General features: G+C 72.6%; 24 protein-coding genes and 1 pseudogene. 7 read left to right on the top strand and 18 right to left on the bottom strand.

Features of this window, described 5'->3' with window-relative positions; all coding sequences use genetic code 11:
- The 16 genes and pseudogenes from ACFVYK_RS33340 to ACFVYK_RS33265 form a co-directional block, all read right to left on the bottom strand.
- Nucleotides 1-126: pseudogene (locus tag ACFVYK_RS33340) on the bottom strand (4-hydroxy-3-methylbut-2-en-1-yl diphosphate synthase); the annotation flags it as partial.
- Nucleotides 127-130: 4 nt separating this feature from the next.
- On the bottom strand, nucleotides 131-1153 hold the full coding sequence (hpnH, locus tag ACFVYK_RS33335; protein ID WP_389780451.1) for an adenosyl-hopene transferase HpnH: 1023 nt from the start codon (nucleotides 1151-1153) through the stop codon (nucleotides 131-133).
- A 5-nt stretch (nucleotides 1154-1158) separates the two neighbouring features.
- Nucleotides 1159-1800 carry a 1-hydroxy-2-methyl-2-butenyl 4-diphosphate reductase gene (locus ACFVYK_RS33330; RefSeq protein ID WP_389780449.1) on the bottom strand — a complete coding sequence of 214 codons (642 nt, stop codon included), beginning with the start codon at nucleotides 1798-1800 and terminating at the stop codon, nucleotides 1159-1161.
- Complete coding sequence (gene shc, locus ACFVYK_RS33325) at nucleotides 1800-3821, bottom strand: squalene--hopene cyclase (protein WP_389780448.1); 2022 nt, start codon at nucleotides 3819-3821, stop codon at nucleotides 1800-1802. Before shc ends, ACFVYK_RS33330 begins: the two co-directional genes overlap by 1 nt.
- A 116-nt stretch (nucleotides 3822-3937) precedes the next feature.
- Entirely contained in the window at nucleotides 3938-5080 is a 1143-nt protein-coding gene (locus ACFVYK_RS33320) for a polyprenyl synthetase family protein (protein WP_389780447.1), read from the bottom strand.
- The gene (hpnE, locus tag ACFVYK_RS33315; RefSeq protein WP_389780445.1) at nucleotides 5077-6582 is read right to left on the bottom strand and encodes a hydroxysqualene dehydroxylase HpnE; all 1506 of its coding nucleotides are present in this window, start codon (nucleotides 6580-6582) and stop codon (nucleotides 5077-5079) included. The genes ACFVYK_RS33320 and hpnE overlap by 4 nt, the downstream gene beginning before the upstream one ends.
- Complete coding sequence (locus ACFVYK_RS33310; RefSeq protein WP_389780443.1) at nucleotides 6579-6731, bottom strand: DUF6380 family protein; 153 nt, start codon at nucleotides 6729-6731, stop codon at nucleotides 6579-6581. The genes hpnE and ACFVYK_RS33310 overlap by 4 nt, the downstream gene beginning before the upstream one ends.
- The gene (hpnD, locus tag ACFVYK_RS33305) at nucleotides 6731-7681 is read right to left on the bottom strand and encodes a presqualene diphosphate synthase HpnD (RefSeq protein ID WP_389780441.1); all 951 of its coding nucleotides are present in this window, start codon (nucleotides 7679-7681) and stop codon (nucleotides 6731-6733) included. Before hpnD ends, ACFVYK_RS33310 begins: the two co-directional genes overlap by 1 nt.
- Complete coding sequence (gene hpnC, locus ACFVYK_RS33300; RefSeq protein WP_389780440.1) at nucleotides 7678-8589, bottom strand: squalene synthase HpnC; 912 nt, start codon at nucleotides 8587-8589, stop codon at nucleotides 7678-7680. The genes hpnD and hpnC overlap by 4 nt, the downstream gene beginning before the upstream one ends.
- A 356-nt stretch (nucleotides 8590-8945) precedes the next feature.
- Complete coding sequence (locus tag ACFVYK_RS33295) at nucleotides 8946-9746, bottom strand: ABC transporter ATP-binding protein (protein WP_389780438.1); 801 nt, start codon at nucleotides 9744-9746, stop codon at nucleotides 8946-8948.
- Nucleotides 9739-10668: an ABC transporter permease gene (locus tag ACFVYK_RS33290; protein ID WP_389780436.1), complete on the bottom strand. Its 930-nt coding sequence runs from the start codon at nucleotides 10666-10668 to the stop codon at nucleotides 9739-9741. Before ACFVYK_RS33290 ends, ACFVYK_RS33295 begins: the two co-directional genes overlap by 8 nt.
- A gap of 86 nt (nucleotides 10669-10754) precedes the next feature.
- On the bottom strand, nucleotides 10755-11600 hold the full coding sequence (locus ACFVYK_RS33285) for a glycosyltransferase family 2 protein (protein ID WP_389780455.1): 846 nt from the start codon (nucleotides 11598-11600) through the stop codon (nucleotides 10755-10757).
- A gap of 32 nt (nucleotides 11601-11632) precedes the next feature.
- The gene (locus ACFVYK_RS33280; protein ID WP_389780434.1) at nucleotides 11633-12412 is read right to left on the bottom strand and encodes a CDP-alcohol phosphatidyltransferase family protein; all 780 of its coding nucleotides are present in this window, start codon (nucleotides 12410-12412) and stop codon (nucleotides 11633-11635) included.
- Entirely contained in the window at nucleotides 12390-13451 is a 1062-nt protein-coding gene (locus ACFVYK_RS33275; protein WP_389780433.1) for an iron-containing alcohol dehydrogenase family protein, read from the bottom strand. The genes ACFVYK_RS33280 and ACFVYK_RS33275 overlap by 23 nt, the downstream gene beginning before the upstream one ends.
- Complete coding sequence (locus ACFVYK_RS33270; protein WP_389780432.1) at nucleotides 13439-14191, bottom strand: sugar phosphate nucleotidyltransferase; 753 nt, start codon at nucleotides 14189-14191, stop codon at nucleotides 13439-13441. The genes ACFVYK_RS33275 and ACFVYK_RS33270 overlap by 13 nt, the downstream gene beginning before the upstream one ends.
- On the bottom strand, nucleotides 14188-16032 hold the full coding sequence (locus ACFVYK_RS33265; RefSeq protein ID WP_389780430.1) for a DUF5941 domain-containing protein: 1845 nt from the start codon (nucleotides 16030-16032) through the stop codon (nucleotides 14188-14190). Before ACFVYK_RS33265 ends, ACFVYK_RS33270 begins: the two co-directional genes overlap by 4 nt.
- Nucleotides 16033-16389: 357 nt before the next feature.
- Between ACFVYK_RS33265 and galE the strand changes: the two genes are divergently transcribed.
- The 3 genes from galE (at nucleotide 16390) to idi (ending at nucleotide 19233) form a co-directional block, all read left to right on the top strand.
- A complete protein-coding gene (gene galE / locus ACFVYK_RS33260) occupies nucleotides 16390-17358 on the top strand; it encodes a UDP-glucose 4-epimerase GalE (RefSeq protein ID WP_389780429.1) in 969 nt (322 codons plus the stop codon).
- A gap of 151 nt (nucleotides 17359-17509) precedes the next feature.
- Complete coding sequence (locus ACFVYK_RS33255) at nucleotides 17510-18451, top strand: cation diffusion facilitator family transporter (protein ID WP_389780428.1); 942 nt, start codon at nucleotides 17510-17512, stop codon at nucleotides 18449-18451.
- Nucleotides 18452-18639: 188 nt separating this feature from the next.
- Nucleotides 18640-19233 (top strand): isopentenyl-diphosphate Delta-isomerase, encoded by a 594-nt coding sequence (gene idi / locus ACFVYK_RS33250; protein ID WP_389780426.1) that lies wholly within the window; start codon nucleotides 18640-18642, stop codon nucleotides 19231-19233.
- Between the two features lie 3 nt (nucleotides 19234-19236).
- On the opposite strand, the gene ACFVYK_RS33245 is transcribed toward idi, so the two are convergent.
- Complete coding sequence (locus tag ACFVYK_RS33245) at nucleotides 19237-19755, bottom strand: ATP-binding protein (protein ID WP_389780453.1); 519 nt, start codon at nucleotides 19753-19755, stop codon at nucleotides 19237-19239.
- A 329-nt stretch (nucleotides 19756-20084) separates the two neighbouring features.
- On the opposite strand from ACFVYK_RS33245, the gene ACFVYK_RS33240 reads away from it, so the two are divergent.
- The 3 genes from ACFVYK_RS33240 (at nucleotide 20085) to ACFVYK_RS33230 (ending at nucleotide 24014) form a co-directional block, all read left to right on the top strand.
- A complete protein-coding gene (locus tag ACFVYK_RS33240; protein WP_389780424.1) occupies nucleotides 20085-20834 on the top strand; it encodes an enoyl-CoA hydratase/isomerase family protein in 750 nt (249 codons plus the stop codon).
- A gap of 129 nt (nucleotides 20835-20963) precedes the next feature.
- Nucleotides 20964-23375, top strand: a complete 2412-nt coding sequence (locus tag ACFVYK_RS33235) for a Tex family protein (RefSeq protein WP_389780423.1) — start codon at nucleotides 20964-20966, stop codon at nucleotides 23373-23375.
- A 66-nt stretch (nucleotides 23376-23441) separates the two neighbouring features.
- Complete coding sequence (locus ACFVYK_RS33230; RefSeq protein WP_389780422.1) at nucleotides 23442-24014, top strand: putative glycolipid-binding domain-containing protein; 573 nt, start codon at nucleotides 23442-23444, stop codon at nucleotides 24012-24014.
- A 20-nt stretch (nucleotides 24015-24034) separates the two neighbouring features.
- On the opposite strand, the gene ACFVYK_RS33225 is transcribed toward ACFVYK_RS33230, so the two are convergent.
- Nucleotides 24035-25675, bottom strand: coding sequence for an ABC-F family ATP-binding cassette domain-containing protein (locus ACFVYK_RS33225; RefSeq protein ID WP_389780421.1), 1641 nt, complete (start codon nucleotides 25673-25675; stop codon nucleotides 24035-24037).
- Nucleotides 25676-25773: 98 nt separating this feature from the next.
- Here ACFVYK_RS33225 and ACFVYK_RS33220 point away from each other — a divergent pair, with 98 nt between their 5' ends.
- Complete coding sequence (locus ACFVYK_RS33220) at nucleotides 25774-26730, top strand: FAD-dependent oxidoreductase (RefSeq protein WP_389780420.1); 957 nt, start codon at nucleotides 25774-25776, stop codon at nucleotides 26728-26730.
- Nucleotides 26731-26909 lie beyond the last annotated feature (179 nt).

Raw genomic sequence — 26909 nt, 5'->3', positions numbered from 1 at the left:
CGACTGCACCGACACCGGCGCGTCTCCGCCCACCGCCACGGAGCCGACCTGGATCCGCCGGCTCTTGCGGCGCTCGGCCACCGGCCGGACCGGCATCTCGGGAAGTCCGAGGGACACGGCGGTCATGCCGTCACTCCCGGTTTCCGTTGACGGTCTCGCGCAGCGCCCGCAGGGACTCCTTGAGCGAGCCCATGGTGGCCAGGACGGCGGTGGGCTCGTAGCCGCAGTGCGCCATGCAGTTGGCGCAGCGCGGGTCCTTCCCCCGGCCGTACTTGTCCCAGTCGGTCTCCTCGATCAGCTCGCGGTAGGTCGGCACGTACCCGTCGCTCATCAGGTAGCAGGGCCGCTGCCAGCCGAAGAGCGAGTAGTTCGGGATCGCCCAGGCCGTGCACGGGAAGTCGGCCTTGCCCTCCAGGAAGTCCAGGAAGAGCGGGGAGTGGTTGAGCCGCCAGCGGCGCCGGTTGCCGCCCGCGAAGGCCTTCTTGAACAGTTCGCGGGTCTGCTCGACGCCCAGGAAGTGCTCCTGGTCGGGAGCCTTCTCGTAGGCGTACGCGGGCGAGATCATCATCTCGTCGACCTTGAGCTCGTCGTTGAGGTAGTTGAGCACCTCGATGATGGTCTGCGGGGTGTCGGTGTTGAAGAAGGTCGAGTTGGTGGTCACCCGGAAACCGCGCTGCTTGGCCTCCTTGATGGCCGCCACGGCCTCGTCGAACACGCCCTCCTTCGCCACCGACTCGTCGTGGCGTTCGCGCAGACCGTCGATGTGCACGGCGAAGGCGAAGTAGGGAGAGGGGGTGAACTTGTCCAGCTTCTTGCGCAGCAGCATGGCGTTGGTGCAGAGGAAGACGTACTTGCGCTTCGCCACCAACTGGCGGACGATCTCGTCGATCTGAGGGTGCATCAGCGGCTCGCCGCCGGCGATGGACACCATGGGCGCGCCGGACTCCAGCACGGCGCCCACGGCCTGGGCGACGGGCATGCGCTGCTTGAGCACTCCCGCCGGATGCTGGATCTTGCCGCAGCCCTCGCACTTGAGGTTGCAGGCGAACAGCGGTTCCAGCTCGACGATGAGCGGGAACTTGTCCCGCTTGCGAAGCTTCTGTTCAACCAGGTATGTAGCGACCTTGATGGACTGGCGCAGCGGCATGGCCATGTGGCTCACCTCCGGGGGAGCAGAACATTACGGTGCCATTCGAAAAAAGCAGGCAGGACCGAGCGAAGAACGCGGAAAGCCGATATTCCACCGCGCACCGTGCCGATCCGGACGAGTTCATGTTCTGGAGCGTCCACGACCACCCGGACGGCCGCAACCGGGCGCGGCTCGGAGCGGACGGCGCAGAGCAGCGTGGCCGCCGACTCCATGTCGACGGCGATCGCGCCGGTCGCGCACAGGTCCGCCCGCTCGTGACCGCGGACCACGTGGTCGGAGCCGGTGAGCGGGCCGGTGTGGACGGTCCGCCCGGGCAGGATGCGCACCAGCTCCTTGACCAGCAGTTCGGTGCCGACGCAGGGGACGCGGCCGCGCGGGTCGCGGGTCTCCTCGGCGACCACCAGGTCGCCGGGGTGCATGCCGGGGGCGAGCCCGGCGCAGAAGCCCGTGGCCAGCACGGCCGCCCCGCCCAGCACCGGGTCGGCCAGGACCCGGCTGACGGAGCGCTCGGCCGCCCTGGGACCCATGCCCGTCCGCAGGACGGTGACCGGCCCGTCGGCTCCGCCGCGATCGCCCATGCGCAGGGCGAGGTACTCGATGCCGAGCGCGCAGGCGATCAGCAGCGGAGCCGGGACGGGCTGTGTGCTCATCAGCCCCCCTCGGCCTCGGCGGACGCCGCGTGCGGGGCGGGCTTCTTGCTGAACGGCTCGCCGTGCACGTAGCGGCCGAGCGCGGTCAGCGGGAAGACCTGCCGGTAGAGGTGGTAGTTGATCGAGAAGTCCCAGGGGAAGCCGGTGCCGGTGAAGTGGGGCTCGTCCCAGGAGCCGTCCTCCTGCTGGGTCTGCGCCAGCCACGCGACGCCCCGTTCGACGGCCTTGGAGTCCTTCTCCCCCGCCGCCAGCAGGGCCATCAGCGCCCATGCCGTCTGCGAGGCCGTCGAGGCGCCCCGGGCGCTCCAACGGGCGGGGTCCTGGTAGGAGCGCAGGTCCTCGCCCCAGCCGCCGTCGTCGTTCTGCACCCGCTCCAGCCAGCCGACCGCCGCCCGGATCGCCGGGTGCCGGGCGGGCAGGCCCGCGGCGGTGAGGGCGGGCACCACCGAGCCGGTGCCGTAGAGGTAGTTGACGCCCCAGCGCCCGAACCAGGAGCCGTCCGGCTCCTGTTCGGCGAGCAGCCACTCGATGCCGCGCCGGGTGCGCGGGTCGTGCGAGAGGCCCTCGATCGCCAGCATCTCGACGACGTGCGCGGTGACGTCGGCGGACGGCGGGTCGATGACCTCGCCGAAGTCGCAGAACGGCAGCCGGTTGGGGAACGGGCTGGTGTTGTCGACGTCGAAGGCGCCCCACCCGCCGTTGCGGGACTGCATCCCGAGGTTCCAGCGCACTCCGCGCGCGACGGCCCGGTCCATGCGCTCGGGGTCGTGGTGCCTGACCCGTCGCAGTGCGAGGACGACCTCGGCGGTGTCGTCGATGTCAGGGTAGTTGTCGTTGTGGAACTCGAACGCCCATCCGCCGGGCGGCAGTTGCGGCCGGCGCACCGACCAGTCGCCGGGTCGCACCACCTGCTCGCCGAGCATCCAGTCGGCGGCCTTGACCAGTTGCGGGTGGTCGGCCGGCAGTCCGGCGTCGGCGAGGGCGATGGTGGCCAGACAGGTGTCCCACACCGGCGACTGACAGGCCTCGACCATCCGGGCGCCGTCCTCACGCCACACGGTGTACTGGTCGAGCGACTCCAACCCGGCCCGCATCACCGGGTGTTCGAGGTCGTAGCCGAGCAGGTGCAGGGCGATGACGGAGTACACGGCGGGCGGCTGGATCCCGCCCCAGCAGCCGTCGTTCTCCTGACGCTCGACGATCCAGCGGGCGGCCGAGTTCAGGGCCGCCCTGCGCAGTCTGCGCACCGCCACCGAGCGGTAGCCGCGCACCACCTTGTCGAGCCGCTGGAAGAGTCCGTCCCAACTGGTGACGGGAGCAAGGGCCTTGGGAGGGTTGGGGTTCGCGGGGTCGGTGTGCAGTTCGTCCAGCGGGAACGGCGCCGGACGCACCGGGCGCTTCGCCGAGACGACGGTCAGGGGCACGATGGTCTGCCGGGCCCAGCAGCCGAAGTTGTAGATGCTCAGCGGGAACCATTTAGGGAAGAACAAGAGCTCGGGCGGGAGTTCGGGCAGGTCCTCCCATTTCCACCAGCCGAACAGGGCCAGCCAGATGCGGGTGAAGACCCGGGCGGCGGCGATGCCTCCCTGGTCGCGGACCCAGGCGGAGGCCCGGGCCATGTGCGGGGCGCCGGGGGCGTCGCCGGCCAGGCGCAGCGCGACGTACGCCTCGACGGTGGCGGACAGGTCGGGCGGGCCGCCGTAGAAGGTGGCCCAGGTGCCGTCCTCACGCTGTTCGCCGCGCACGAAGAGGGCGGCGGCCCGGGTCGTCGCCTCGTCGCGGATGCCCAGGAACTGGCGGAGCAGCAGGTCCTCGGCGTCCATGGTGACGTTCGTCTCGAGGTCGCCCTTCCACCAGCCCTCGGCGTCCTGCCGGGCGAGCAGGAAGTCGGTGGCGCGCCGCATGGCACGTGCGGCGGCTTCTTGTACCCCGGCCGCCACGGGAACGGTGATGTGGGTTTCGCTGGCCGCGGCAGCGCGGGGCGGCAGGGCCCCGGTGCTTCCGTCGGTCGTCGCTGTCATGGCTTCCCCTTCGTGCAGTGTGCATGTCGTTGCGTCTGCTGTGGGTCCGCCGTCGGCCGGTGTCCTACCTCGCACACCGGCCGGCGACTACGCGAGGGCTATTCGACCGATAGTGATCATCTCTTTCGTACGACGACGAAATCCGCGAGCGCCGTGAACCGGTCCCGCACCTGTTCGGGCATGTCGACGGCGTCCAGCGCCTCGATGGCGACGGCGTGCTGACGGCGCGCCTCTCCGGCGGTCCAGTCCCGGCCGCCCGCCTCCTCGATCAGGGCGGCGCGGGCCGCGAACTCCTCCTCGGAGAAGTTCTCGAAGTCGTTGCTCTTGGCGTCGGCGGCGAGCATCTCGCCGAGCCGCTCGGAGGCGGGGCCGCCCGCCGCGAGGGCGGCCACCACGGGCAGCGACTTCTTGCGCTGGCGCAGGTCGCTCCAGGTCTGCTTGCCGGTGGCCTCCGGGTCGCCCCAGATGCCGAGGAGGTCGTCGACGGCCTGGAAGGCCAGGCCGAGGTGGTAGCCGTACCTCTCCAGCGTGTCGGCGGTGCGGTCGTCCGCGCCGCCGAGCACCGCGCCGATGGAGGAGGCGCAGGCCAGCAGCGCTCCGGTCTTGTTGCCCTCCATCTCCAGGCACTCCTCGACGCTGACGCGGTCGCGGTGCTCGTAGGAGATGTCCTGGGCCTGGCCGTCGATGAGGGCGCGGGTGGCCGTGGTCAGCCGGCGGGTGGCGCGACCGGCCTCGACCGTGCCGAGTTCGAGGAGGATCTCGTTGGCGAGGGCGAACAGCGCGTCGCCGACCAGGATGGCCTGGGCGGGGCCGTGCACCTTCCAGACGGTGTCGCGGTGGCGGCGCTGCTCGTCGCCGTCCATCAGGTCGTCGTGCAGGAGCGAGAAGTTGTGGACCAGTTCCACGGCGACCGCGCCGGGGACGCCGGCCTCGGGGGCGGCCCCCGCGACCTCGGCGGAGAGCACGGCCAGTGCCGGGCGCACGGCCTTGCCGCCGTCGCCGTCGGTGGGGTTGCCCTGGGCGTCGATCCAGCCGAAGTGGTAGGCGGCGACCGTGTCCATGGGCGGGGCGAGTCGGTCGACGGCCGCCCGCAGCACCGGTGTGGCCAGGGTGCGGCCGCGCTCCAGGAGCGCGGTCACGTCCACCGCGGTCCTCCGAGCGGCCGGTGAGGCCGGGGGCACAGTGGGCACATTTTCTCCTCTTGTCGCGGTACCGGAGGGGGTGCGGGGGTGTGCCGAGCCGTGCTGATCGAACCTCACCGGGCGCCACCTCGCAGTGGAACGCCGGTTCCCTCCGGCTCTCGGCCGGAGGTCCGGGGGGTGTCCCCCGGAACGATGCAGTAGGCCGCCTCCTCGGACTCGAAGACGCGGCGGGGTCGGGGCCGGCCGAGGGCGCTCAGCGCGGCGTCCGCCGCGTTCACGCCGCTGCGGACCGCACTCTCCATGGTCGCGGGCCACCCGGTGGCGGTCCACGCTCCGGCCAGGTACAGGCCGGGGGCTTCGGTGCGGGCGCCGGGCCGCAGGCGCCCGACGCCGGGGGTGGGGGCGAACGTCGCCGTGCGCTCCCGGGTCACGAAGAAGTCGCGCACCTCGGCGCGGCGCGCGCCCGGCAGCAGCCTGCGCAGTTCGGGCAGGTAGCGCTCGCGCAGGGCGGCGACCGGCGCGTCGATCTCGTCGTGCGCGGCGGACTGGGACAGGGCGAGGTACTGACCGGTCCTCAGCCCGGAGGCGTGGGTGCGGTCGAAGACCCACTGCACCGGGGTGCCGAGTGCCGCGAGGAAGGGTGCGTCGAGCACCTGGCGGTCGTAGACGACGTGCACGTTGAGGATCGGCGCGGCGCCGATCTCCAGCAGCCGTCCGGCGTCGGCCAGCGCCCCTTCGGGCAGCAGGTCGTACGCCTCGCGCTGGGGGACGGCGAGGACGACCGTGTCCGCGTGGAGTCTCTCGCCGGGAACCCGGACGCTCCACGTCCCGTTCCCGTCAGGGGACACGGAGGTGGCCCGTGCCCGGACCTGGGTGCGCACGCCCGCGGAGTCGAGCGCCCTGCGGGCGAGCCGGTCGTGCAGTTCGCCCAGCGGGACGTGCGCCCAGCCGATGTCGGCGGCGCCCGGGTCGGACAGCAGGCCGGTCTTGAACACCATCGCGGCGAGCCCGAGGGAACAGTCGCCCGCGACCGCGTTGAGAGTGGCGACGCCGACGAGGTCCCACAGCGCCTCGACGGCGCGCGCCGACTGACCGTGCGCGGTCAGCCAGCTGCCGAAGTCCTGCGCGTCCAGGGCCGGATCGGCGAGGTCGAGTCGTCGCAGGGCGAGCGCGGCCCGGCCCACTCTCAGGCGATCGGCGAGCGAGAGATGCGGATACGCGGCGAGGCTGCGCCCCAGATGCAGGGGCACGGGCAGCGCGTCGCGCCGCAGTCTGCCGAGCCGCCGTCCCTCGGGCCTGGCGACGTCGACGACGGGCACGTCGAGACGTTCCTGCAGCGGCGCCAGCGCGCTGCCCCCGATGCGGTCGAGGAACCAGCGGTAGGCGGTGCAGCAGCGCAGATACACGTGCTGCCCGTTGTCGACGGTCAACTCGCCGCGGCGGAAGGAGAAGGCCAGGCCGCCGAGCCGGGGCCGGCCTTCGAGCAGGGTGACGCGCACGCCCGCGTCGGCGAGCGCGAGCGCGGCGGTGACACCCGCGAGCCCGCCCCCGACGACGACGGCGGTACGCCCCGGGGAGGCGGGCGCTTCCCCGGCGTCCGCCGGCTGCTCGTCGTTCATCGTGCACCCTCCCGTGCGGGCCGGCCATGGTGCTTGAACTCTGCACCGGACTCCGTCGCAGCCAGGGACGCCGCGCCGCACCGGAGGGTTGCGCGCCGCTTTTCCCCGGCGGTGTCGTCCTGGCCCGTCCCGTCGCCCGCCGCGTCCATCAGGGGTGCCTCCTGACGGTCTGCCGCGACACGTACCGGGCGTCCAGGCCGGACAGCCCGCGTACGGCTACGTAGGCCTTCTCCCGGCCGGGCAGGGAGACGCGGCCGCGCAGCACGGCCTCGGGGTCGCGCTCGATGCGGTCGAGGAGACGCCGGTAGATGCCGGCCATGGCGGCGACGCAGGCGCCGCTGCGCCGGTCGAGCAGCGGGAGCAGGCGGTAGCCCTCGGCGAAGAGGGTGCGGGCCCGGCGCACCTCGAAGTGCACGAGACCGACGAAGTCGGAGCCCTCCGGCGGCTTCGGCCCGTCGAACCCGGCCGAGCAGCCGAACTTGGCGAGGTCGTCGGCGGGCAGATAGGTGCGGCCGCCCGCCGCGTCCTCGCGGACGTCCCGCAGGATGTTGGTCAGCTGGAGGGCGAGCCCCAGCGTGTCCGCGTACTCCGGCGCGCGCTCGGCGCCGCGCGCCCCCGGCTCGGTGCCGAACACGCCGAGCGAGAGCCGCCCGATGGCGCCCGCCACACAGCGGCAGTACGTCTTCAGGTCGTCCCAGGTCTCGTAGGTCTCGCCGCGCACGTCCATCAGGACGCCGTCGATCAGCTCGTCCAGGCCGCCCAGCGGGACCGGGAAGACCCGGGCCGTGTGCGCGAGGGCGACGGCGACGGGATCGGTGTCGTCCTCGTCGACCTCGCCTGCCCGCACCCGGGTCAGCAGCGTCCGGGTGTCCTCCAGCCTGGCGGTCTTGACGTCGACGTCCAGCGCGCCGTCGCCGATGTCGTCGACGCGGCGCGAGAACGCGTACAGGGCGGACATCGCGCGGCGCTTCGGCGTGGGCAGCAGCCTGATGCCGTACGCGAAGTTCCGGGCCTGCTGTCCGGTGACGGTCTCGCAGTAGCTGTAGGCGGCGAGTACCGGTGCGGACGCGTGCGGAGAAGACTCCACGGTCCGGATCACCCCTCTCCTCGCAGAGTCAGGCCCACCTCGCGCAGCAACCGGAGCTTGCCGGGCTTGGGCGGGCCGGGAAGTACGTCGTATTCGGCGGCGGCGATCGCTCGGATCGCCGCCCTTCCCCCCGCCACGAACCCCGCGAGCAGCAGTCTCAGCCTGCCGTGGACGCTACCCACCAGGGGGGCGCCTTCATTCAGGAGATCGCGGGCGCGTCGCGCTTCGTACGCGACCAGCGCGCGCACCGAGGCGCCCGAGGTCCGCGCGGCGAGGTCCGCCTCCTGGACGTGGAAACGCTTCATGTCCGCGGCGGGCAGGTAGACGCGGTCGCGCCCGAGGTCCTCGGCCACGTCCTGCAGGTGTTCGACGATCTGCAGCGCCGTGCAGATCGCGTCCGACCGGCGGATCCGCTCGGGGGTCGCCGCGCCGGTGACGGCGAGGACGAGACGGCCGACGGGGTTGGCGGACAGCGCGCAGTAGGCGAGGAGGTCGTCGTACGTCTCGTAGCGGGCGACGAGCTGGTCCTGGCGGTTGGCCGCGATCAGACCGAGGAAGGGCTCGGGGGTGAGCGAGCGGCGGCGCACGGTCGGCTGCAGGCGGCGCAGCAGGGGGTGGCGGGGCGGTCCGTCGGATCCGTCGAACACACGCCGCAGGTCGGCCTCGAAGGCGTCCAGCAGCACCAGGCGGTCCCCGGCCTCGGCGGCCGGCACGCCGAGCAGGCGGGCGTCGGCGCCCCCCGGGGCCAGGTCGCCGTCGCCGATGTCGTCGACGAGCCGGGCGTAGCCGTACACGGCCATGAGGTCCTCGCGCCAGGCCCGCGGGAGGAAGAAGGGAGCGACGGGGAAGTTCTCGTGCGCCGCCTTGTCGAGGGTGGGCCGCTCGGGGTCGCCGGTGTGGGGCGCGGCGGACGCCGTCACCGTGGTCCGCCCGGGGCCGGGACGGCGCGGCCTGCGTCGAGCTGGGGAGTTTCCGTAGCCATTGCCGTCACATCTCCCGTTCTACACTGCTGACCCAATACGCACTATTTCGGACACGCCGCCCGACGGTCCGCGCGGCCGCCCCAGCCAGGGGCGCTGCGCATTATCGCCCCACTTGCCGCGTTTCGGGACCGGTCCAGCTTACGTTGTACAACGCGGTGAGGATCGCGGGGGTGTCCCGCAGATCACAACAACACACCGATTGGCGTCAAGATTCCTCAGCGGAACCCGAGTTGACGCTTCCTTTGCAGACGCGCGGTCCCGCCGGGCAGTTCCGGCGGGGCGGCCCAAGCGCCCTATTTGCCGGTGAACTTCTCGTACGCCTTGAGGACCTCTTCGGTCGGGCCGTCCAGGCGCAGTTCGCCTCGTTCCAGCCACAGCACCCGGTCGCAGGTGTCGCGGATCGACTGGTTGCTGTGGCTGACCAGGAACACCGTGCCGGCGTGCTCGCGCAACTCCCGCACCCGCGCCTCGGACCGCTTGCGGAACTTGGCGTCGCCGGTGGCGAGGGCCTCGTCGATCATCAGGACGTCGTGGTCCTTGGCAGCGGCGATGGAGAACCGCAACCGGGCCTGCATTCCGGAGGAGTAGGTGCGCATGGGCAGGGTGATGAAGTCACCCTTCTCGTTGATGCCGGAGAAGTCGACGATCTCCTGGTAACGCTCCTTGATCTGCTCCCGGGACATGCCCATGGCCAGGCCGCCGAGCGTCACGTTGCGCTCGCCGGTGAGGTCGTTCATCAGGGCCGCGTTGACGCCGAGCAGCGAGGGCTGGCCGTCCGTGTAGACCTTGCCGCGCTCGGGCGGCAGCAGACCGGCGATGGCGCGCAGCAGCGTGGACTTGCCCGAGCCGTTGGAGCCGATGAGGCCGATGGCCTCGCCACGATGGGCGACGAAGGAGACGCCCCGTACCGCGTGCACCGTGCGCACGCCGCGCTGCGCGTCGTCGGAGCCCCGCCCGACCATCCGGCTCAGGGCGGCGGTGGCGCCGCCCCGGGCGGCCTTGGCGCCGTTGACGCGGTAGACGATGTGGACCTCGTCGGCGATGACGGTCGGCACACGCGCGTCCGCGCGCTGCGCCGAGAGCGGCTCAACCACGGCCGTACCTCTCCTCCGCCTTCCAGAAGTACACGAAGCCGCCGACGGCGATCAGCGCCGCCCAGCCGCCCGCGACCGCCCAGACGTGGTCGGGGAGGTTCTCGGCGCCGTACCCCTCGATGAGTGCGAAGCGCATCAGGTCCATGTAGATGGCGGCCGGGTTCCACTGCAGGACGTTGGCCGCCCACTGCGGCTTGTCCGCGAGGAAGACCGGGATGGAGAACATCACGCCGGACGCGTACATCCACGTCCGCATGACGAACGGCATCAGCTGCGCCAGGTCCGGGGTCCTGGCCCCGGCCCGGGCGAAGATCAGCGCCAGGCCGGTGTTGAAGCAGAACTGCAGGGCGAGCACCGGGACGATCAGCGCCCAGGACAGGTCGGGGTAACTGCCCATGCCGATCACCACGAGGAACAGCACGAGCATCGAGTACAGCAGCTGCTGGAGCTGCTGGAGGGCGAACGAGATCGGCAGGGAGGCGCGCGGGAAGTGCAGGGCGCGGACCAGTCCGATGTTCCCGGAGATCGCGCGCACGCCGCTCATCACCGAGGTCTGCGTGAAGGTGAACACGAAGACGCCCGTGACCAGGAAGGGGATGTAGACGTCCTTGGGCATGCCCCGGCCGGCCCCGAGGAGCAGACCGAAGATCATGAAGTACACGGCCGCGTTCAGCAGCGGTGTCGCCACCTGCCACAGCTGACCGAGCTTGGCCTGGCTGTACTGCGCGGCCAGCTTCGCCCGGGAGAACGCCAGGATGAAGTGCCGGCGTCCCCAGAGCTGGCGGACGTACTCCCGCAGCGGCGGCCGGGCGCCGCTCACGGCCAGTCCGTACTTGGCGGCCAGCTGCGCCGCCGTGAGGCCCTCGTCGGGCGACGGAAGCGCGTTCACGGCGACTCCGACGTCATGCGTTGTCTCACTCACCAGTAGCAAACTTTCGTCTTCGGGATGCGCAGCCTTGCGGGCCTGCGGGAGCCGGGGGGCCCGGAGCGCCCTCGGGGACGAGCTTGTCAGATGACCGGTGGCCGGCCCAGCCGGGTCAGCCGCCAAACGGTACGCCACTTCATGGGCCTGCGGGGGCCGCACGCAGTGGTCCATCCTTCCCGGAAGCCGCCGAACCACGCCTTGAGCGCGGCCCCCGAGGGGCGGCGGGCCAGGGTGAGCAGCAGCCAGACCCCGAGATAGACCGGGACCAGGGGGGCGGGAAGGTTGCGCCGGGCCAGCCAGACGCGGTTGCGGGCCACCATGCGGTGGTAGACGGCGTGCCGCGACGGCGCCGTCGTGGGGTGGGACAGCACCATGTCGGACCGGTAGTCGATCATCCAGCCCGCGTCGAGGGCCCGCCAGGCCAGGTCGGTCTCCTCGTGGGCGTAGAAGAACGCCTCCGGGAGCGCGCCGACTTCCGCGAAGACCTTCGTCCGCACGGCGTTGGCGCCGCCGAGGAAGGTGGTGACCCGGGAGGAGCGCATCGGGTCGGAGGCGCGCAGCCGGGGCACGTGCCGGCGCTGGGTGACGCCGGTGTCCGGGTCGGCGATCCGGAAGCTGACGATGCCCAGCTGCGGATCGGCGTCGAAGGCCCGGCGGCACAGCTCGGCCGTGTCATGACGGGCGAGGAGCCCGTCGTCGTCCAGGAAGAGCAGGACGTCGACGTCACGGCCGCTGGGGCCGAAGGCCTCGATGCCCACGTTGCGGCCGCCGGGGATGCCGAGGTTCTCGGGCAGCTCCAGGGTGCGCACGCCCTCGGGGACGGCCGGGACGGGCGAGCCGTTGCCGACCACCACCACCTCGACGCGGTCGCCGTCCTGCTTCGCTATCGAGTCGAGCAGGGCGCGCAGCTCGTCGGGGCGGTCGCCCATGGTGATGACGACCGCGCCGACCTTGAGCGCGCTCACTTCAGCCTGCTCGACACGAGGATGGACACCAGGTGCAGGACGGTCTGCAGCAGCGCGATGCCGGCCAGCACGGCGACGCCGAGCCGGGAGAAGAACAGGTCGTCGCGCGCCTGGTCGAGGACGGCCAGCGCCAGGATCAGCAGGGACGCCTCGATGCCGAGGATCAGACGGTGGAACTTCAGCGCCGAGGCTGCCCGGCGGGCCAGCGCCATGCCCGAGGAGCGCGGCTCGGAGGCCGCCTCCTTGACCGGCGGCAGCCCGCCCTGGTGCCGGGCGACGCCGACCAGGTCGGTCTCGGCCTTGATGAGGATGGCGCCCAGCGCGGCCAGAGTGCCGAGGAACGCCCACAGCCAGTCGATCCGCCCGCTGCCCCACGGGTCGGCCGCGCGCAGACCGAAGCCGACGAGCACGGCCGCGTCGGTGAGGTAGGCGCCGACCCGGTCCAGGTAGACCCCGCCGAGCGAGTACTGCTTCTTCCAGCGCGCGATCTCGCCGTCGACGCAGTCCAGCAGCAGGTACATCTGGACGCACACCACGCCGAGCACGGCGCCCGTGATCCCCGGCACCAGCAGCGCCGGGGCCGCGAGCACCCCGAAGACGGTCATCAGGTACGTGAGCTGGTTGGGCGTGACCCTGGTGTTCACCAGGTAGCGGTCCACCCGCAGGGACACCTCGCGCATGTAGAGGCGTCCCATCCAGTGCTCACCGCTGCGCCGGTCCTTCACCCCCGGAGGGTGGACGACCGGCCTGAGTTCAGCTACCGATGGCCTTGACATAGTCGGCGTAGACGTCCTTGATCTGTTCGGTCTTGAGGTCGAGGTGTTCGAGGATCGTGAAACGGCCGGGCCGGGTCTCGGGGGCGAACTCCACGACCCGGACGAACTCGTCCACCGTGAAGCCGATCTCCTCGGGCAGGACCGGCAGGCCGTGCCGGCGCAGCACCTGCGCCATGTAGGCCGACTCCTCGTGGGCTCCGCGCAGGTACATCGCGAAGGCCGCGCCGAGTCCGCACTGCTCGCCGTGGGCGGCCGCCCGCTTGGGGAAGAGCAGGTCGAAGGCGTGGTTGATCTCGTGGCAGGCGCCCGAGGAGGGGCGGGAGTCGCCCGACACCGACATGGCGATGCCGCTGAGCACCAGCGCCTCCGCCAGCACCTGGAGGAAGCCGGTGTCCCGGATGTCCCCGGGGTGCCTGAGCACGGCCTCGCCCGCCTGGCGGGCGATCGCGGCGGCGAGGCCGTCGATCTTCTCGCCCTTGATCCGGTTGGCCAGCTCCCAGTCGGCGATGGCGGAGATGTTCGACACCGCGTCGCCGATCCCGGCCCGCACGTACCGCACGGGGGCCTCGCGGATGACGTCCAGGTCGATCACGACCGCGATGGGGTTCGGGACGCCGTAGGAGCCGCGCCCCGCGTCGTTGTCCAGGGTGGCTACCGGCGAGCACAGTCCGTCGTGCGCGAGGTTGGTCGGCACGGCGACCAACGGCAGGCCGACCCGTGCCGCGGCGAACTTCGCGCAGTCGATGATCTTGCCGCCCCCGAGGCCCACGACGGCGTCGTAGTGGCCGGCCTTTATGTCGCCGGCCAGCTGGACCGCGTCGTCGAGGGTGCCGCCGCCCACCTCGTACCAGGTGGCGCCGGGCAGGGCCGGGGTGAGGCGCTCGCGCAGCCGGGCGCCCGAACCGCCGCTGACGGCGATCGCGAGCTTGCCCGAGTGCGAGATGCGCTCGTCGGCGAGGACCCCGACCAGATCGTCGAGGGCGCCCGGCCGAATGTCGACGACGACCGGTGAGGGGATCAGCCGGGTCAGTACTGGCACGCGATCTCCCGTCCACGGGCGAGGTCGTCGTGGTTGTCGATCTCGACCCACTTGACGTCGCCGATCGGCGCCACGTCGATGCGGAAACCGCGGTTCACCAGTTCCTGGTACCCGTGCTCGTAGAACTGCTGCGGGTCGGTCTCCCAGACGGCCTTGAGCGCGTCGGCCAGTTCGGGGGCGGCGTCGCCCTCGATGAGGGTGACGCCGATGTACTCGCCGGTGGCCTCGGCCGGGTCCATCAGCTTGGTGATCTTCGTCATGCCCTTCTCGGGGTCGACGACGACCTTCATCTCCTCGTCGGCCAGGGACTTCACGGTGTCCAGGGCGAGGATGATCCGCTTGCCCTCGCCGCGGGCGGCGAGCAGCGTCCGCTCCACGGAGACGGGGTGCACGGTGTCGCCGTTGGCGAGGATCACGCCGTCCTTGAGGGCGTCACGGCCGCACCACAGGGAGTAGGCGTTGTTCCACTCCTCGGCCTTGTCGTTGTCGATGAGGGTGAGCTTGAGGCCGTACTTCTCCTCCAGCGCCGCCTTGCGTTCGTACACGGCCTCCTTGCGGTAGCCGACGATGACCGCGACCTCGGTCAGACCGATCTCGGCGAAGTTGCCGAGCGTCAGGTCCAGCACCGTGGGCTCGCCCTCTATGCCCGCCGGCCCCACCGGCACCAGCGCCTTGGGCAGGCTGTCGGTGTAGGGGCGCAGACGCCGTCCGGCGCCGGCCGCCAGCACGAGGCCGATCATGCGGGTTCTCCTTCATCGTGTACGGCGGGGGCCCCTGCGGACACCCAGAAGCGGATGCTCTCGACGAGCACCACCAGGGCGACGGCCACGGCGAGCACCGTGAGCGCGACCTCGAACTGCGAAGCGGTGAGCAGCGCGGCCAGCACGGCCACGAGCAGCGTCCGCCCTTCCTGCCCCCCGACGGCGCGCACCAGCCAGGCCGGCGGCGCTCCGGCGTTGCCGCGAATGCGGTACACCGTGTCGTAGTGATGGTAGGCGACCGCGGCCACCAGGCCGAAAGCCGCGGGGAGCGCCGCACCGCCCCCGGTCCGCGCCGCGAGGATGAGGACCGTGCAGTATTCGCCGGCCCGGAAGAACGGCGGGATCAGCCAGTCCAGGGCACCCTTGAGGGGGTGCGAGAGCGCTTCGGCGGACAGCGCCACGTAGACCAGGGCCGCCAGGACGAGCCACCAGCTCGGTCCCCACACCCAGGCGCCGACCGCCATCAGCACGGCGCCCGCGGCGGCGGAGAGGGGGGCCGTCCGACGGGGCTTGCCGGGCGCGAGGCGGATCAGCGGCTCGGCCAGCGGTCCGGTGTCCGCGAGGTCGGCCAGCGCCTGCGCCGCACGGTCGGTGCTCCCCCGGTGCTCAACGCCCGGGGTCAGCGAGCGCAGCACCCGCCCGGCCGTGGTGTACGTCGCGGCGAAGGCGCAGCCGATCAGCAGCGCGTAGAAGGTGATGCGCGGAGTCGTCACCGCGGTCAGCACGGCGATCATGGCCCATCGTTCACCGATGGGCAGCACTATCATCCGCCGCACCCAGACCGTCCAGCCGACGCTGTCGAGCTTGTCGGAGAGGGCGGCGGTGGGGCTGGTGTTGGCGGTGGCGTCGTGGTTGGCCTCGTTGAAGGAGAAGTCCACGACGTGCCGGCAGGTCTGCAGGATCATCGCGCCCAGCGCGAGCGCCCACACGTCGTCGCCGCCGCGGGCCGCGCCGAGCGCGAGGCCGGCGTAGTAGGCGTACTCCTTGGCCCGGTCGAAGGTGGCGTCGAGCCAGGCGCCGAGCGTGGAGTACTGCAGGGAGTAGCGGGCCAGCTGGCCGTCGGTGCAGTCCAGCACGAAGGAGGCGATCAGCAGGACGCCGGCCGCGACGAACCCGACCCGGGTGCCCGTGGCCGCGCAGGCCGCCGCGATCAGCGCGGTGATCAGCGAGGCGGTGGTGACCTGGTTCGGGGTGAGGCCGCGGCGGGCGCACCAGCGGGCGAGGTAGCGCGAGTACGGGCTGATGAAGTGGGTGGTGAAGAAGCCGTCGCGGGCCTTGACGGCCGACTTCAGGCGGACGGCCTCGTCGTCCACGGCGGCGACGGCCTGCCGTGCCTCGTTGCGTGCCTGCGGGTCGGCGGGGACCACGGCGACCAGGCTGCCCAGTTCGGGGCGGTGCACGTCGGCGCCGTCGGCGTCCAGGGAGGCGACGATGCGCTCGGCGAGGCTGTCGAGGCTGTCGACGTCTCCCACGGCCGACTTCGCTCGCGTGGGGGCGCCGCCCGGAGCGGGGCCGGAGGCGGAGTTCTCGCGGGCCATCGCCCGGGTCAGGGCCTGGCGTCCGGCCGGCTGCGCGGTCACCGCGCCCGGGATCGCGGCGAGCGCGAAACGGGGGTCGGTGAGGCCGAGGCGCAGCGCGTGCGCGTGGCCCACGAAGCGGGCGTCCACGACGGCGACGCGCTCGTCGCCGGGTACGGCGGCGAGGAGGGTCTCGGCGTCACCGGCGTCGGAGGCGGTCCGGACATCGAAGCCGAGGGACCGCAGATCGCCCTCGATCGACGATCCGGGGACCGGCGAGCCGGTGAGGATGGCGGTCGACAACCGAACTCACTCCCTGGGTCCGGCGCGTGCACGCCGGTCATGAACACAGAATGGGGGCGCCCCTTGGCCGCACCGGCTGCCTCACCGGTGGCCGCGCCAGGCGGGCGGCATGTCGGCAGAGGCTATCGGATGCCGAGAGGGCCGTGTTCACCGCCCGTTCGGGCCCGATCGGCCCCGGTCGCGACGGTCCGGCCCGAGCCCGGTCCGCGCTCGGCCCGAGCCCGACTTGAACCGGCCTTTGCCGAGATCATCATGTGCGATCGGCGGCCCGGCCGACAAACCGTGCCCCACAGAGCGGACATCCGGGACATCGCCCACCGCGCGGAGGTCCCCGCCCGTCGGCATAGGGTTCCAGACATGACGTGGCTGATCACCGGCGGAGCCGGATACATAGGGGCGCACGTGGCACGGTCCATGACCGGGGCCGGCGAGCGCGTCGTCGTCCTGGACGATCTCTCCACGGGCTCCGCCGCCCGGCTCGGGGCGGACGTGTCGCTCGTGCAGGGCTCGGCGCTCGACGTCGCCCTGGTCGAGCGGGTCCTCGCCGAGCACCGGGTGACGGGCGTGGTGCACCTGGCCGCGCACAAGCAGGTCGGCGAGTCCGTGGCCCGGCCCACCCGCTACTACCGGGACAACGTCGGCGGTCTGGCCGCCCTGCTCGACGCGGTCGCCGGGGCCGGGGTCCGGCGGTTCCTGTTCTCCTCCTCCGCCGCGGTCTACGGCAACCCGGACGTGGACCTCATCACGGAGGACACCCCGTGCGCGCCGGTGAACCCGTACGGGGAGACCAAGCTCGCCGGGGAGTGGCTGGTGCGGGCCGCCGGACAGGCGCACGGCATCGCGACGACGTGTCTGCGCTACTTCAACGTGGCCGGGGCGACGGCGCCCGAGCTGGCCGACACCGGCGTCTTCAACGTCGTCCCGATGGTCTTCGACCGGCTCACCCGCGGCGAGGCCCCGCGGATCTTCGGCGCGGACTACGACACGCCGGACGGCACCTGCGTCCGCGACTACATCCATGTCGCCGATCTGGCGGAGGCCCACCTCGCGGCGGCCCGGCGGCTGTCCGCGCCGGACGCGGCGGGCGACCTCACGGTGAACATCGGCCGGGGCGAGGGGGTGTCGGTGCGCGAGCTGGTGACCCTCATCGGCGAGATCACCGGCGACACCCGGCCGGCGGTCGTCGAGGGCCGCAGGCCCGGGGACGCGCCGCGGGCGGTGGCCTCGGCGGGGCTGGCGGCCCGGGAGCTGGGGTGGACGGCCCGGCGGGGCGTGCGCGAGATGGTCGACTCCGCGTGGCGGGGCTGGCAACTGCACCACTCCTGAGACGGGAAGCGAGGACGCCCTGACCTGTGCTTCGTTTCTGCAGGTCAGGGCACATGACAACGGTGTTCAATGCCGCGTTGCCGGATACCCCCCACCCGTAGTTGACTGTCAACCCGGGCGGGACACGACCGATCACGAAGGGGCGGCTTCCATGGGGGCTGGGCACGACCACGGCCACACCCACGCGCACGCGCCGACCACCGGCACGGCCGCCGCGGCCTACCGCGGCAGGCTGCGGGTCGCCCTGTCGATCACGCTCGGCGTCATGGTCGTCGAGATCGTCGGCGGGCTGCTCGCCGACTCCCTCGCGCTGATCGCGGACGCGGCGCACATGGCGACGGACGCGCTGGGCCTGGGCATGGCGCTGCTCGCCATCCACTTCGCCAACCGCCCGCCGAGCGGCAACCGCACCTTCGGGCTGGCCCGCGCGGAGATCCTGGCCGCCCTGGCGAACTGTCTGCTGCTGCTCGGGGTGGGCGGCTACGTCCTGTACGAGGCGGTCCAGCGGTTCCTCACGCCGGCCGCCACGGAGGGCGGCCTGATGATCTGGTTCGGCGCGGTCGGCCTGGTCGCGAACATGGTCTCGCTCACCCTGCTGATGCGCGGCCAGGCGGAGAGCCTCAACGTGCGCGGGGCGTTCCTGGAGGTGGCCGCCGACGCGCTCGGCTCGGTGGCGGTGATCATCTCGGCCGTGGTGATCCTGACCACCGGCTGGCAGACCGCGGACCCGATCGCCTCGCTCGCCATCGGCCTGATGATCGTGCCGCGGACGGTGAAACTGCTGCGCGAGACGCTCGACGTGCTGCTGGAGTCGGCCCCCAAGGACGTCGACATGGCGGAGGTGCGCTCCCACATCCTCGCCCTGGACGGCGTGCAGGACGTCCACGACCTGCACGCCTGGACCATCACCTCGGGGATGCCGGTGCTGTCGGCGCACGTGGTGGTGGACTCGGACGCGCTGAACGCGATCGGCCACGAGAAGATGCTGCACGAGCTCCAGGGCTGCCTCGGCGACCACTTCGACGTGGAGCACTGCACCTTCCAGCTGGAGCCCAGCGGCCACGCGGAGCACGAGGCGCGGCTCTGCCACTGAGCGGGCGCGCTCCCCGGACGGCGTATCCGCACAGACGTTCCGAGCGGTTCCCCGCGCACCGGGCAGGGCAAGATCAGCTACCGGGTCTCTCGCCGCGCGCGGGACATGCGCGCATTCGCGCGAAGTACCGGGAGTGCCGAACGCGTACGGCAGACTGGGGACGCGAGGACCGATGCTTAAGGATGGGTATGCCGATCACACCTGCCACCGCGACACACAACTCGTCGAACGGCACCGCTGACGCGATCTTGCTGGAGCTGGTCGACGAGAACGGCGTCACGATCGGCACCGCGGAGAAGCTGGCCGCCCATCAGCCGCCGGGGCAGCTGCACCGCGCGTTCTCGGTGTTCCTCTTCGACGAACGGGGCAGGCTGCTCCTGCAGCAGCGGGCGCTCGGCAAGTACCACTCCCCCGGCGTGTGGTCCAACACCTGCTGCGGTCACCCCTACCCCGGCGAGGCGCCGTTCGCGGCGGCGGCGCGGCGCACGTTCGAGGAGCTCGGCGTCTCCCCGTCGCTGCTCGCCGAGGCCGGCACGGTCCGCTACAACCACCCCGACCCGGACTCGGGCCTGGTGGAGCAGGAGTACAACCACCTGTTCGTGGGGCTGGTGCAGGCGCCGCTGCGGCCGGACGCGCAGGAGGTCGGCGACACGGCCTATGTGACCGCCGCCGAGCTGGCCGAACGGCACGCGAAGGCCCCGTTCTCCTCCTGGTTCATGACCGTGCTGGACGCGGCGCGGCCGGCCGTCAGGGAGCTGACGGGCCCCTCGGCCGGCTGGTGACGTTCAGGGCAGCCGCGCGGGCTTGAGCGGCAGGGCGGCCCAGATCACCTTGCCGCCGCTCGCCGTGTGCTCGACGTCGCAGGCCCCGCCCGCCTCCCGGGTGATCTCCCGCACCAGGAGCAGTCCGCGGCCGCCCGTGCGGCCGTGGTCGGCCTCCAGGGCGGTCGGACGGTACGGATGGTCGTCCTCGACGGAGACCCGCACCCACTCGGCGCCGACGGCGATCTCCACCGCGAGCGTGGGCGACAGCACCGCCGCGTGCCGGACGGCGTTGGTCACCAGCTCGGAGACGATGAGCAGGAGCCCCTGGGCCAGGTCGTCCGGGATCGGCACGCCCTGGCGGTACAGCAGGTCGCGCACCGCGTGCCGCGCCTGCGGGACCGAGGCGTCCACGGCGGCCGCGGTGAACCGCCACGCGCCTTCGTAGGGCAGCGGCCGCGGTCCGGCCTCCTCAAGGGGTTCGGAAGATGCGGCCGGTCCGCCCGCTGGGCGTGGGTCGGGCCCGCGCCCGTGATCGTCCATTGTCCGGTCGCCGCCCTCGCGCTCGATTGTCACCACACGTCGAGTGTGGGAACGAGACGCTCCCCTCCGCATGACTGAACAGAAGTCAGCGGTTAATGAGCGTTTCCGACCCCATGAGAAGGACGTCGTCGAGCGCAGGACCGTTTCTGTCGTGTCTGCGCCGTCTTCGCGCACTCTTCGGGTTGTACGGGTTCGGGGCCCCGCTCCTCCCTTTTGATCCCTTTGCCGCCGCCGGCCGCCGCGGGTCGACCGCCGCAGCCCGACCGCCTCACGTGGACCGCCGTGGGCCGCCGTGATCGTGCGGGGAGCCGGGTGGTTAGCATCCGGGCATGGAGCCCGAACTGCTGCACGGCGTCACCGACCAGGTCGCCACCGTCGTCCTGCACCATCCCGCGAAACGCAACGCCATGACGGCCGCGATGTGGGCGGCGCTGCCCCCATTGCTGAACGCCCTGGCCGCCGATCCCGGGGTGCGCGCGCTGGTGCTGACCGGCGCGGGCGGCACCTTCTGCGCCGGAGCCGACATCTCCACGCTCCAGGGGTCGCCGGACGAGGCGCAGGCGCTGGCGGTGCGCGCCGAGGACGCCCTGGCGGCGTTCCCGAAGCCGACGCTGGCGGCGGTGCGGGGGCACTGCGTGGGCGGCGGCGCCCAGCTCGCCGCCGCGTGCGACCTGCGGTTCGCCGAGGAGGGCGCGCTGTTCGGGGTGACGCCGGCGAAGCTCGGCATCGTCTACCCCTCCTCCGCCACCCGGCGGCTGGTCTCCCTGGTGGGCCCGGCCACCGCCAAGTACCTGCTGTTCTCCGGCGAGTTGATCGGAACCGAGCGGGCGCTGCGCACCGGCCTGATCGACGAGGTGCTGCCCGCCGACGAACTCGACGACCGGGTCGCGCAGTTCACCCGCCTGCTGGTCTCCCGCTCCCAGCTGACGCAGGCCGCCGCCAAGGAGTTCGCCGACGGACGCACCGACCGCGACGCCCACTGGAGCGCGCAGGCCCGCGGCAACGGCGACACGGCGGAGGGCGTCGCCGCGTTCCTGGAGCGCAGGGAGCCGCGCTTCGCCTGGTCCGCGTCGAAGTGAGCCGAACGCGCCGACGGACGACCGCCGCGTGACCGGACCTCGGCCCGACGGCCGCGCCCTGGGCCCCGGGTGTCGGCGCCACCTGCCACAATTGCCGCGCAACCTCAGTGGAGAAGGCGGTACGGGATCGTGACGACACCCGGGTCCATCGAAGCAGGATCCATCGAAGGCAGGATCGCCGAAGAACTCGGCGTACGGGAACGGCAGGTCAGGGCCGCCGTGGAGCTGCTCGACGGCGGCTCGACGGTGCCCTTCATCGCGCGCTACCGCAAGGAAGCGACCGAGATGCTCGACGACGCGCAGCTGCGCACGCTCGAGGAGCGGCTGCGTTATCTGCGGGAGCTGGAGGAGCGGCGGACGGCGATCCTGGAGTCGGTGCGCGAGCAGGGCAAGCTCACCGACGCGCTGGAGGCGCAGATCCGGGGCGCCGAGACCAAGGCGCGCCTGGAGGACGTCTACCTGCCGTACAAGCCCAAGCGGCGTACCAAGGCGCAGATCGCGCGGGAGGCGGGCCTCGAACCGCTCGCGCAGGGGCTGCTCGGCGATCCTTCGGTCGATCCGCTCGCGGCGGCCGCCGCCTTCGTGGACGCCGGCAAGGGCGTCGCCGATCCGCAGGCGGCGCTGGACGGCGCGCGGGCGATCCTGACCGAGCGCTTCTCGGAGGACGCCGACCTGATCGGCGAGCTGCGCGAGCGCATGTGGGGGCGCGGCCGGCTCGCCGCGAAGGTGCGCGACGGCAAGGAGGAGGCGGGCGCGAAGTTCGCCGACTACTTCGACTTCGCCGAACCGTTCACCGCGCTGCCCTCGCACCGGATCCTGGCGATGCTGCGCGGTGAGAAGGAGGACGTCCTCGACCTCGTCCTGGAGCCGGAGGAGCCCTCCGAGCAGCCCGGCCCCTCCTCGTACGAGGGCATCGTCGCCGCCCGGTTCGGCATCGCCGACCGCGGCCGCCCGGGCGACAAGTGGCTGACCGACACGGTCCGCTGGGCCTGGCGCACCCGCATCCTCGTGCACCTGGGCATCGACCTGCGGCTGAGGCTGCGGACGGCCGCCGAGGACGAGGCCGTGAACGTCTTCGCCGCCAACCTGCGCGACCTGCTGCTCGCCGCCCCGGCCGGCACGCGCGCGACGCTGGGTCTGGACCCGGGATTCCGCACCGGTGTGAAGGTCGCCGTCGTGGACGCGACCGGCAAGGTCGTCGCCACGGACGTGATCCACCCGCACGTGCCGGCGAACAGATGGGACGAGGCGATCGCCAAGCTCGCGCGGCTCGCCCGGGAGCACGCGGTCGACCTGGTCGCCATCGGCAACGGCACCGCGTCCCGCGAGACCGACAAGCTCGCCGGCGAGCTCATCACCAGGCACCCGGAGCTGCAGCTCACCAAGGTGATGGTGTCCGAGGCCGGCGCCTCCGTGTATTCGGCCTCCGCGTTCGCCTCGCAGGAACTGCCGGACATGGACGTCTCGCTGCGCGGAGCCGTCTCGATCGCCCGTCGGCTGCAGGACCCGCTCGCCGAGCTCGTGAAGATCGACCCGAAGTCGATCGGCGTCGGCCAGTACCAGCACGACCTGTCCGAGGTGAAGCTGTCGCGTTCGCTGGACGCGGTGGTGGAGGACTGCGTGAACGGCGTGGGCGTAGACGTCAACACGGCGTCCGCGCCGCTGCTCGCCCGGGTCTCCGGCATCAGCTCCGGGCTGGCGGAGAACATCGTGGCGCACCGGGACGCCAACGGGCCGTTCCGGTCCCGTACGGAGCTGAAGAAGGTGCCGCGGCTCGGTCCCAAGGCCTACGAGCAGTGCGCGGGCTTCCTGCGGATCCGCGGCGGCTCCGACCCGCTGGACGCCTCCAGCGTGCACCCGGAGGCCTACCCGGTGGTGCGGCGCATGGTGAAGACCTCCGGCCAGGAGGTGGCCTCGCTGGTGGGCAACACGGCGGTGCTGCGCTCGCTGCGGCCGACGGACTTCGTCGACGAGACGTTCGGTCTGCCGACCGTCACCGACATCCTCAGGGAGCTGGAGAAGCCCGGGCGCGACCCGCGGCCCGCGTTCAAGACGGCTGTCTTCAAGGAGGGCGTGGAGAAGATCTCCGACCTGGCCCCCGGGATGGTCCTGGAGGGCGTCGTCACGAACGTGGCGGCCTTCGGGGCGTTCATCGACGTCGGCGTCCACCAGGACGGCCTGGCGCACGTCTCCGCGCTGTCCAAGACGTTCGTCAAGGACCCGCGTGAGGTCGTCAAGCCCGGCGACATCGTCAAGGTGAAGGTCCTCGACGTGGACATCCCGCGCAAGCGGATCTCCCTCACCCTGCGGCTGGACGACGAGGCGGCCGCGCCGGGCGACCAGGGCCGGCCCTCCGGCGGCGGACGGCAGCAGCGGGGCGGCGGCGGAGGCCGCCCGCCGCAGCAGCGTCAGCGACAGCAGCAGGGCGGCGGGCAGCAGCGCGGGGGCGGCTCGCGGCAGGCGGCGCCGTCGGCGAACAGCGCGATGGCCGACGCCCTGCGCAAGGCGGGCCTGCTCGACCCGAAGAAGGGCCGCGGCTGAGCAGGTGAGGCGGTCCGGGCCCCCTGGCGAACGCGCCGGGGCCCGGACCCCTCGTACAGTGGCCGCATGGGTGCTTCGCGGGTCCTCAGCTGGAGCGTGTCGGCGAGCGGCGGTTACGAGACCGCCTGGACCGAGGCGGGCGACGGCGCGCTGCGGGCCCGCGGCCGGGCGGTCGGCACGACGCCGCAGCCGTACTGGGTGTCCTACGAACTCGACACCGCCGACGGGTTCGTCACCCGCCGGCTGCGGGTCAGCGTCGAGACGGCGGAGCGCACCCGCTCCCTCGACCTGCGCCACGACGGGCACGGCGGCTGGACGGCCGACGGGGAACGCCTCCCCGCTCTCGAGGAGGCCCTCGACTGCGATCTCGGCCTGTGCCCGCTCACCAACACCATGCCGGTGCTGCGGCACGGGCTGCACCGGCGGCCGGGCGAGCGCCGGTTGCTGATGGCGTGGGTGTCGGTGCCGGCGCTGACCGTGCGGCCGTCCTGGCAGACGTACACGCGTCTCGGCGCGCACGCGGGCGGCGGCGCGGTGGTCCGGTACGCCTCGGGGAGCTTTCGCAGCGACGTGGTCTTCGACGCGGACGGCTACGTCCTCGACTACCCGCAACTGGCCACGCGGCTGAACCCCGCCTGAGCTCCCCTCGCCGCCGGCGGCTAGCGCTCCGTCGGTTTGCCGTCCGCGACCTCGATCCGGCGCGTGACGCGGACGGCGTCCAGCATGCGCCGGTCGTGGGTGACCAGCAGCAGCGTGCCCTCGTAGGCGTCGAGGGCGGACTCCAGCTGTTCGATGGCCGGCAGGTCGAGGTGGTTCGTCGGCTCGTCGAGGACGAGGAGGTTGACGCCCCGGCCCTGCAGCAGCGCGAGCGCGGCGCGGGTGCGCTCACCGGGCGACAGCGTGACCGCCGGCCGCATGACGTGCTCCGACTTCAGGCCGAACTTGGCCAGCAGGGTGCGCACCTCGGCCGGTTCGGTGTCGGGCACGGCCGCGCGGAACGCGTCCAGCAGGGACTCGGAGCCGTGGAAGAGCTGCCGGGCCTGGTCGACCTCGCCCACCAGGACGCCCGAGCCCACGGCCGCGTGTCCGGCGTCCAGCGGGATCCGCCCGAGGAGCGCGCCGAGCAGGGTCGACTTGCCCGCACCGTTCGCGCCGGTCACCGCGACCCGGTCGGCCCAGTCGATCTGCAGCGTCACCGGTCCGAGACGGAAGTCGCCGCGCCGCACCTCGGCGTCGCGCAGCGTGGCCACGACGGCGCCGGAGCGCGGGGCGGCCGCGATCTCCATGCGCAGCTCCCACTCCTTGCGCGGCTCGTCGACGACGTCCAGGCGCTCGATCATGCGCTGCGTCTGGCGGGCCTTCGCGGCCTGCTTCTCGCTGGCCTCGCTGCGGAACTTCCGGCCGATCTTGTCGTTGTCGGCGGCCGCCTTGCGGCGTGCGTTCTTGACGCCCTTGTCCATCCAGGAGCGCTGGGTCTGCGCGCGCTCCTGCAGGGCGGTCTTCTTGTCGGCGTACTCCTCGTAGTCCTCGCGGGCGTGCCGGCGGGCCACGTCCCGTTCCTCCAGGTAGGCGTCGTAGCCGCCGCCGTAGAGGTTGATCTGCTGCTGGGCGAGGTCGAGTTCGAGGACCTTGGTGACCGTGCGGGTGAGGAACTCGCGGTCGTGGCTGACGACGACGGTGCCGGCGCGCAGGCCGGTCACGAAGCGTTCGAGGCGCTCCAGTCCGTCCAGGTCGAGGTCGTTGGTCGGCTCGTCGAGCAGGAAGACGTCGTAGCGGGACAACAGGAGGGAGGCGAGGCCCGCGCGGGCGGCCTGACCGCCGGACAGGGAGGTCATCGGCTGGTCCAGGTCCACGCCGAGCCCGAGCGAGTCGGCGACTTCCGCGGCGCGCTCGTCGAGGTCGGCGCCGCCGAGGTCGAGCCAGCGCTCCAGACTCGTCGCGTAGGCGTCGTCCGCGCCGGGCGCCCCGTCGACCAGGGCCTGGGTGGCCTCGTCCATCGTGCGCTGGGCCTCGGCGACGCCGGTGCGGCGGGCGAGGAACTCCCGCACGCTCTCGCCGGGCCGGCGTTCGGGCTCCTGGGGCAGATGGCCGACGGTCGCGGTCGGCGGGGAGAGCCGCAGCTCGCCCTGCTCGGGCGCGGTGAGCCCGGCGAGCAGCTTCAGCAGAGTGGACTTGCCCGCGCCGTTGGCTCCGACCAGCCCGATCACGTCCCCGGGGGCGACCACGAGGTCGAGCCCGGAGAAGAGGGAGCGGTCGCCGTGCCCGGCGGCGAGGTTCTTGGCGACGAGGGTGGCAGTCATCAGACGTAAGAGCTTAATGGGCGTGCGCCGTCCCGGTCGCCCGGGTCGGTCCTGTCACCGCAGGCCGCCGTGGACCGCCGGTCGGCTACCGTCCACGTGTGGACACTCAGGGAAGCGACGGGATCGTCGTCGTCGGGAGCGGGATCATCGGGCTGGCGACGGCCGTCGTCCTCGCCGAGCGCGGTCTGCGGGTGCGGGTGTGGACCCGGGACGCGGCGGAGCGGACGACTTCCGCCGTCGCGGGCGCCTTGTGGTGGCCCTACCACATCGAGCCGATGGCGTCGGCGCGCTCCTGGGCGCTGCGTTCGCTGGAGGTGTACCGGGAGCTGGCCGAGCGGCCCGGGGAGACCGGGGTGCGGCTGGTCGAGGGGGCCATGGGCGAGACGAGCCTGGCCGGCGTCGAGAGCTGGGCGGCGGGCCGGCTGCCCGGTCTGCGCCCGGCCACCGCCCGGGAGCACCCGGCCCGCAGCGCGGTGTGGGCGCGGCTGCCGCTGATCGACATGGCGGCTCATCTGCCGTGGCTGCGGGCGCGGCTGCTGCGGGCGGGCGGCACGGTCGAGGAGCGCACCGTGTCGGATCTGGCGGAGGTGGACGCGCCGGTCGTGGTGAACTGCGCCGGCCTGGACGCCGGTGACCTGGCCGCGGACCCCTCGGTGCGGCCGGTGCGCGGGCAGCTGGTCGTGGTGGAGAACCCCGGGGTGCGCACCTGGCTGGTGTCCACCACCGAGGACGGGGAGCTGACCTACCTCTTCCCGCAGCCCGGACGGCTGCTGCTGGGCGGCACGGCCGAGGACGGCGTCCGCTCCCTGGAACCGGACCCCGCTCAGGCGGAGGCGATCGTGCGGCGGTGCGCCGCCCTGCGGCCCGAGGTGGCGGGGGCGCGGATCCTGGAACACCGGGTGGGCCTGCGTCCGGCCCGGCCGGCCGTACGCCTGGAGCGGCGGGCGCTGCCCGGCGGACGCGCGGTCGTCCATCACTACGGGCACGGCGGAGCCGGGGTGACCGTGGCCTGGGGCTGCGCGGAGGAGGCGGCCGCGCTGGCCGCCTCCCGCTGACCGCTCACCCCGCCCGCTTCACGCGCCCGCCCGTCTCGGGCCGTCTCGGAGAGACTTTGGGCCGTCTCCGACCGGCTCGGGCGTCTCGGACCCCCTTGGGCCCTGCCGGGCTGCGTACAGGCGACCGACCCGGGACGCCTTGAGTCGAGTCGTCCCAGGCCGTCCGGACGGCCTGGGAC

The organism is Streptomyces sp. NPDC058291 (assembly GCF_042880855.1).
Classification (GTDB): Bacteria; Actinomycetota; Actinomycetes; order Streptomycetales; family Streptomycetaceae; genus Streptomyces.
The sequence above is the reverse complement of the archived record's forward strand: the minus strand, read 5'-3'. Positions and strand labels throughout refer to the sequence as shown.

Coding starts and splice junctions, on each gene's coding strand:
- ACFVYK_RS33280 (WP_389780434.1), bottom strand. CDS start 12,412: ATGTCAAGGCCATCGGTAGCTGAACTCAGGCCGGTCGTCCACCCTCCG.
- ACFVYK_RS33285 (WP_389780455.1), bottom strand. CDS start 11,600: ATGGGCGACCGCCCCGACGAGCTGCGCGCCCTGCTCGACTCGATAGCG.
- galE (WP_389780429.1), top strand. CDS start 16,390: ATGACGTGGCTGATCACCGGCGGAGCCGGATACATAGGGGCGCACGTG.
- ACFVYK_RS33330 (WP_389780449.1), bottom strand. CDS start 1,800: ATGAGCACACAGCCCGTCCCGGCTCCGCTGCTGATCGCCTGCGCGCTC.
- idi (WP_389780426.1), top strand. CDS start 18,640: ATGCCGATCACACCTGCCACCGCGACACACAACTCGTCGAACGGCACC.
- ACFVYK_RS33240 (WP_389780424.1), top strand. CDS start 20,085: ATGGAGCCCGAACTGCTGCACGGCGTCACCGACCAGGTCGCCACCGTC.
- ACFVYK_RS33270 (WP_389780432.1), bottom strand. CDS start 14,191: ATGATCGGCCTCGTGCTGGCGGCCGGCGCCGGACGGCGTCTGCGCCCC.
- ACFVYK_RS33230 (WP_389780422.1), top strand. CDS start 23,442: ATGGGTGCTTCGCGGGTCCTCAGCTGGAGCGTGTCGGCGAGCGGCGGT.
- ACFVYK_RS33225 (WP_389780421.1), bottom strand. CDS start 25,675: ATGACTGCCACCCTCGTCGCCAAGAACCTCGCCGCCGGGCACGGCGAC.
- ACFVYK_RS33245 (WP_389780453.1), bottom strand. CDS start 19,755: ATGGACGATCACGGGCGCGGGCCCGACCCACGCCCAGCGGGCGGACCG.
- ACFVYK_RS33255 (WP_389780428.1), top strand. CDS start 17,510: ATGGGGGCTGGGCACGACCACGGCCACACCCACGCGCACGCGCCGACC.
- hpnH (WP_389780451.1), bottom strand. CDS start 1,153: ATGGCCATGCCGCTGCGCCAGTCCATCAAGGTCGCTACATACCTGGTT.
- ACFVYK_RS33310 (WP_389780443.1), bottom strand. CDS start 6,731: ATGGACGCGGCGGGCGACGGGACGGGCCAGGACGACACCGCCGGGGAA.
- shc (WP_389780448.1), bottom strand. CDS start 3,821: ATGACAGCGACGACCGACGGAAGCACCGGGGCCCTGCCGCCCCGCGCT.
- hpnE (WP_389780445.1), bottom strand. CDS start 6,582: ATGAACGACGAGCAGCCGGCGGACGCCGGGGAAGCGCCCGCCTCCCCG.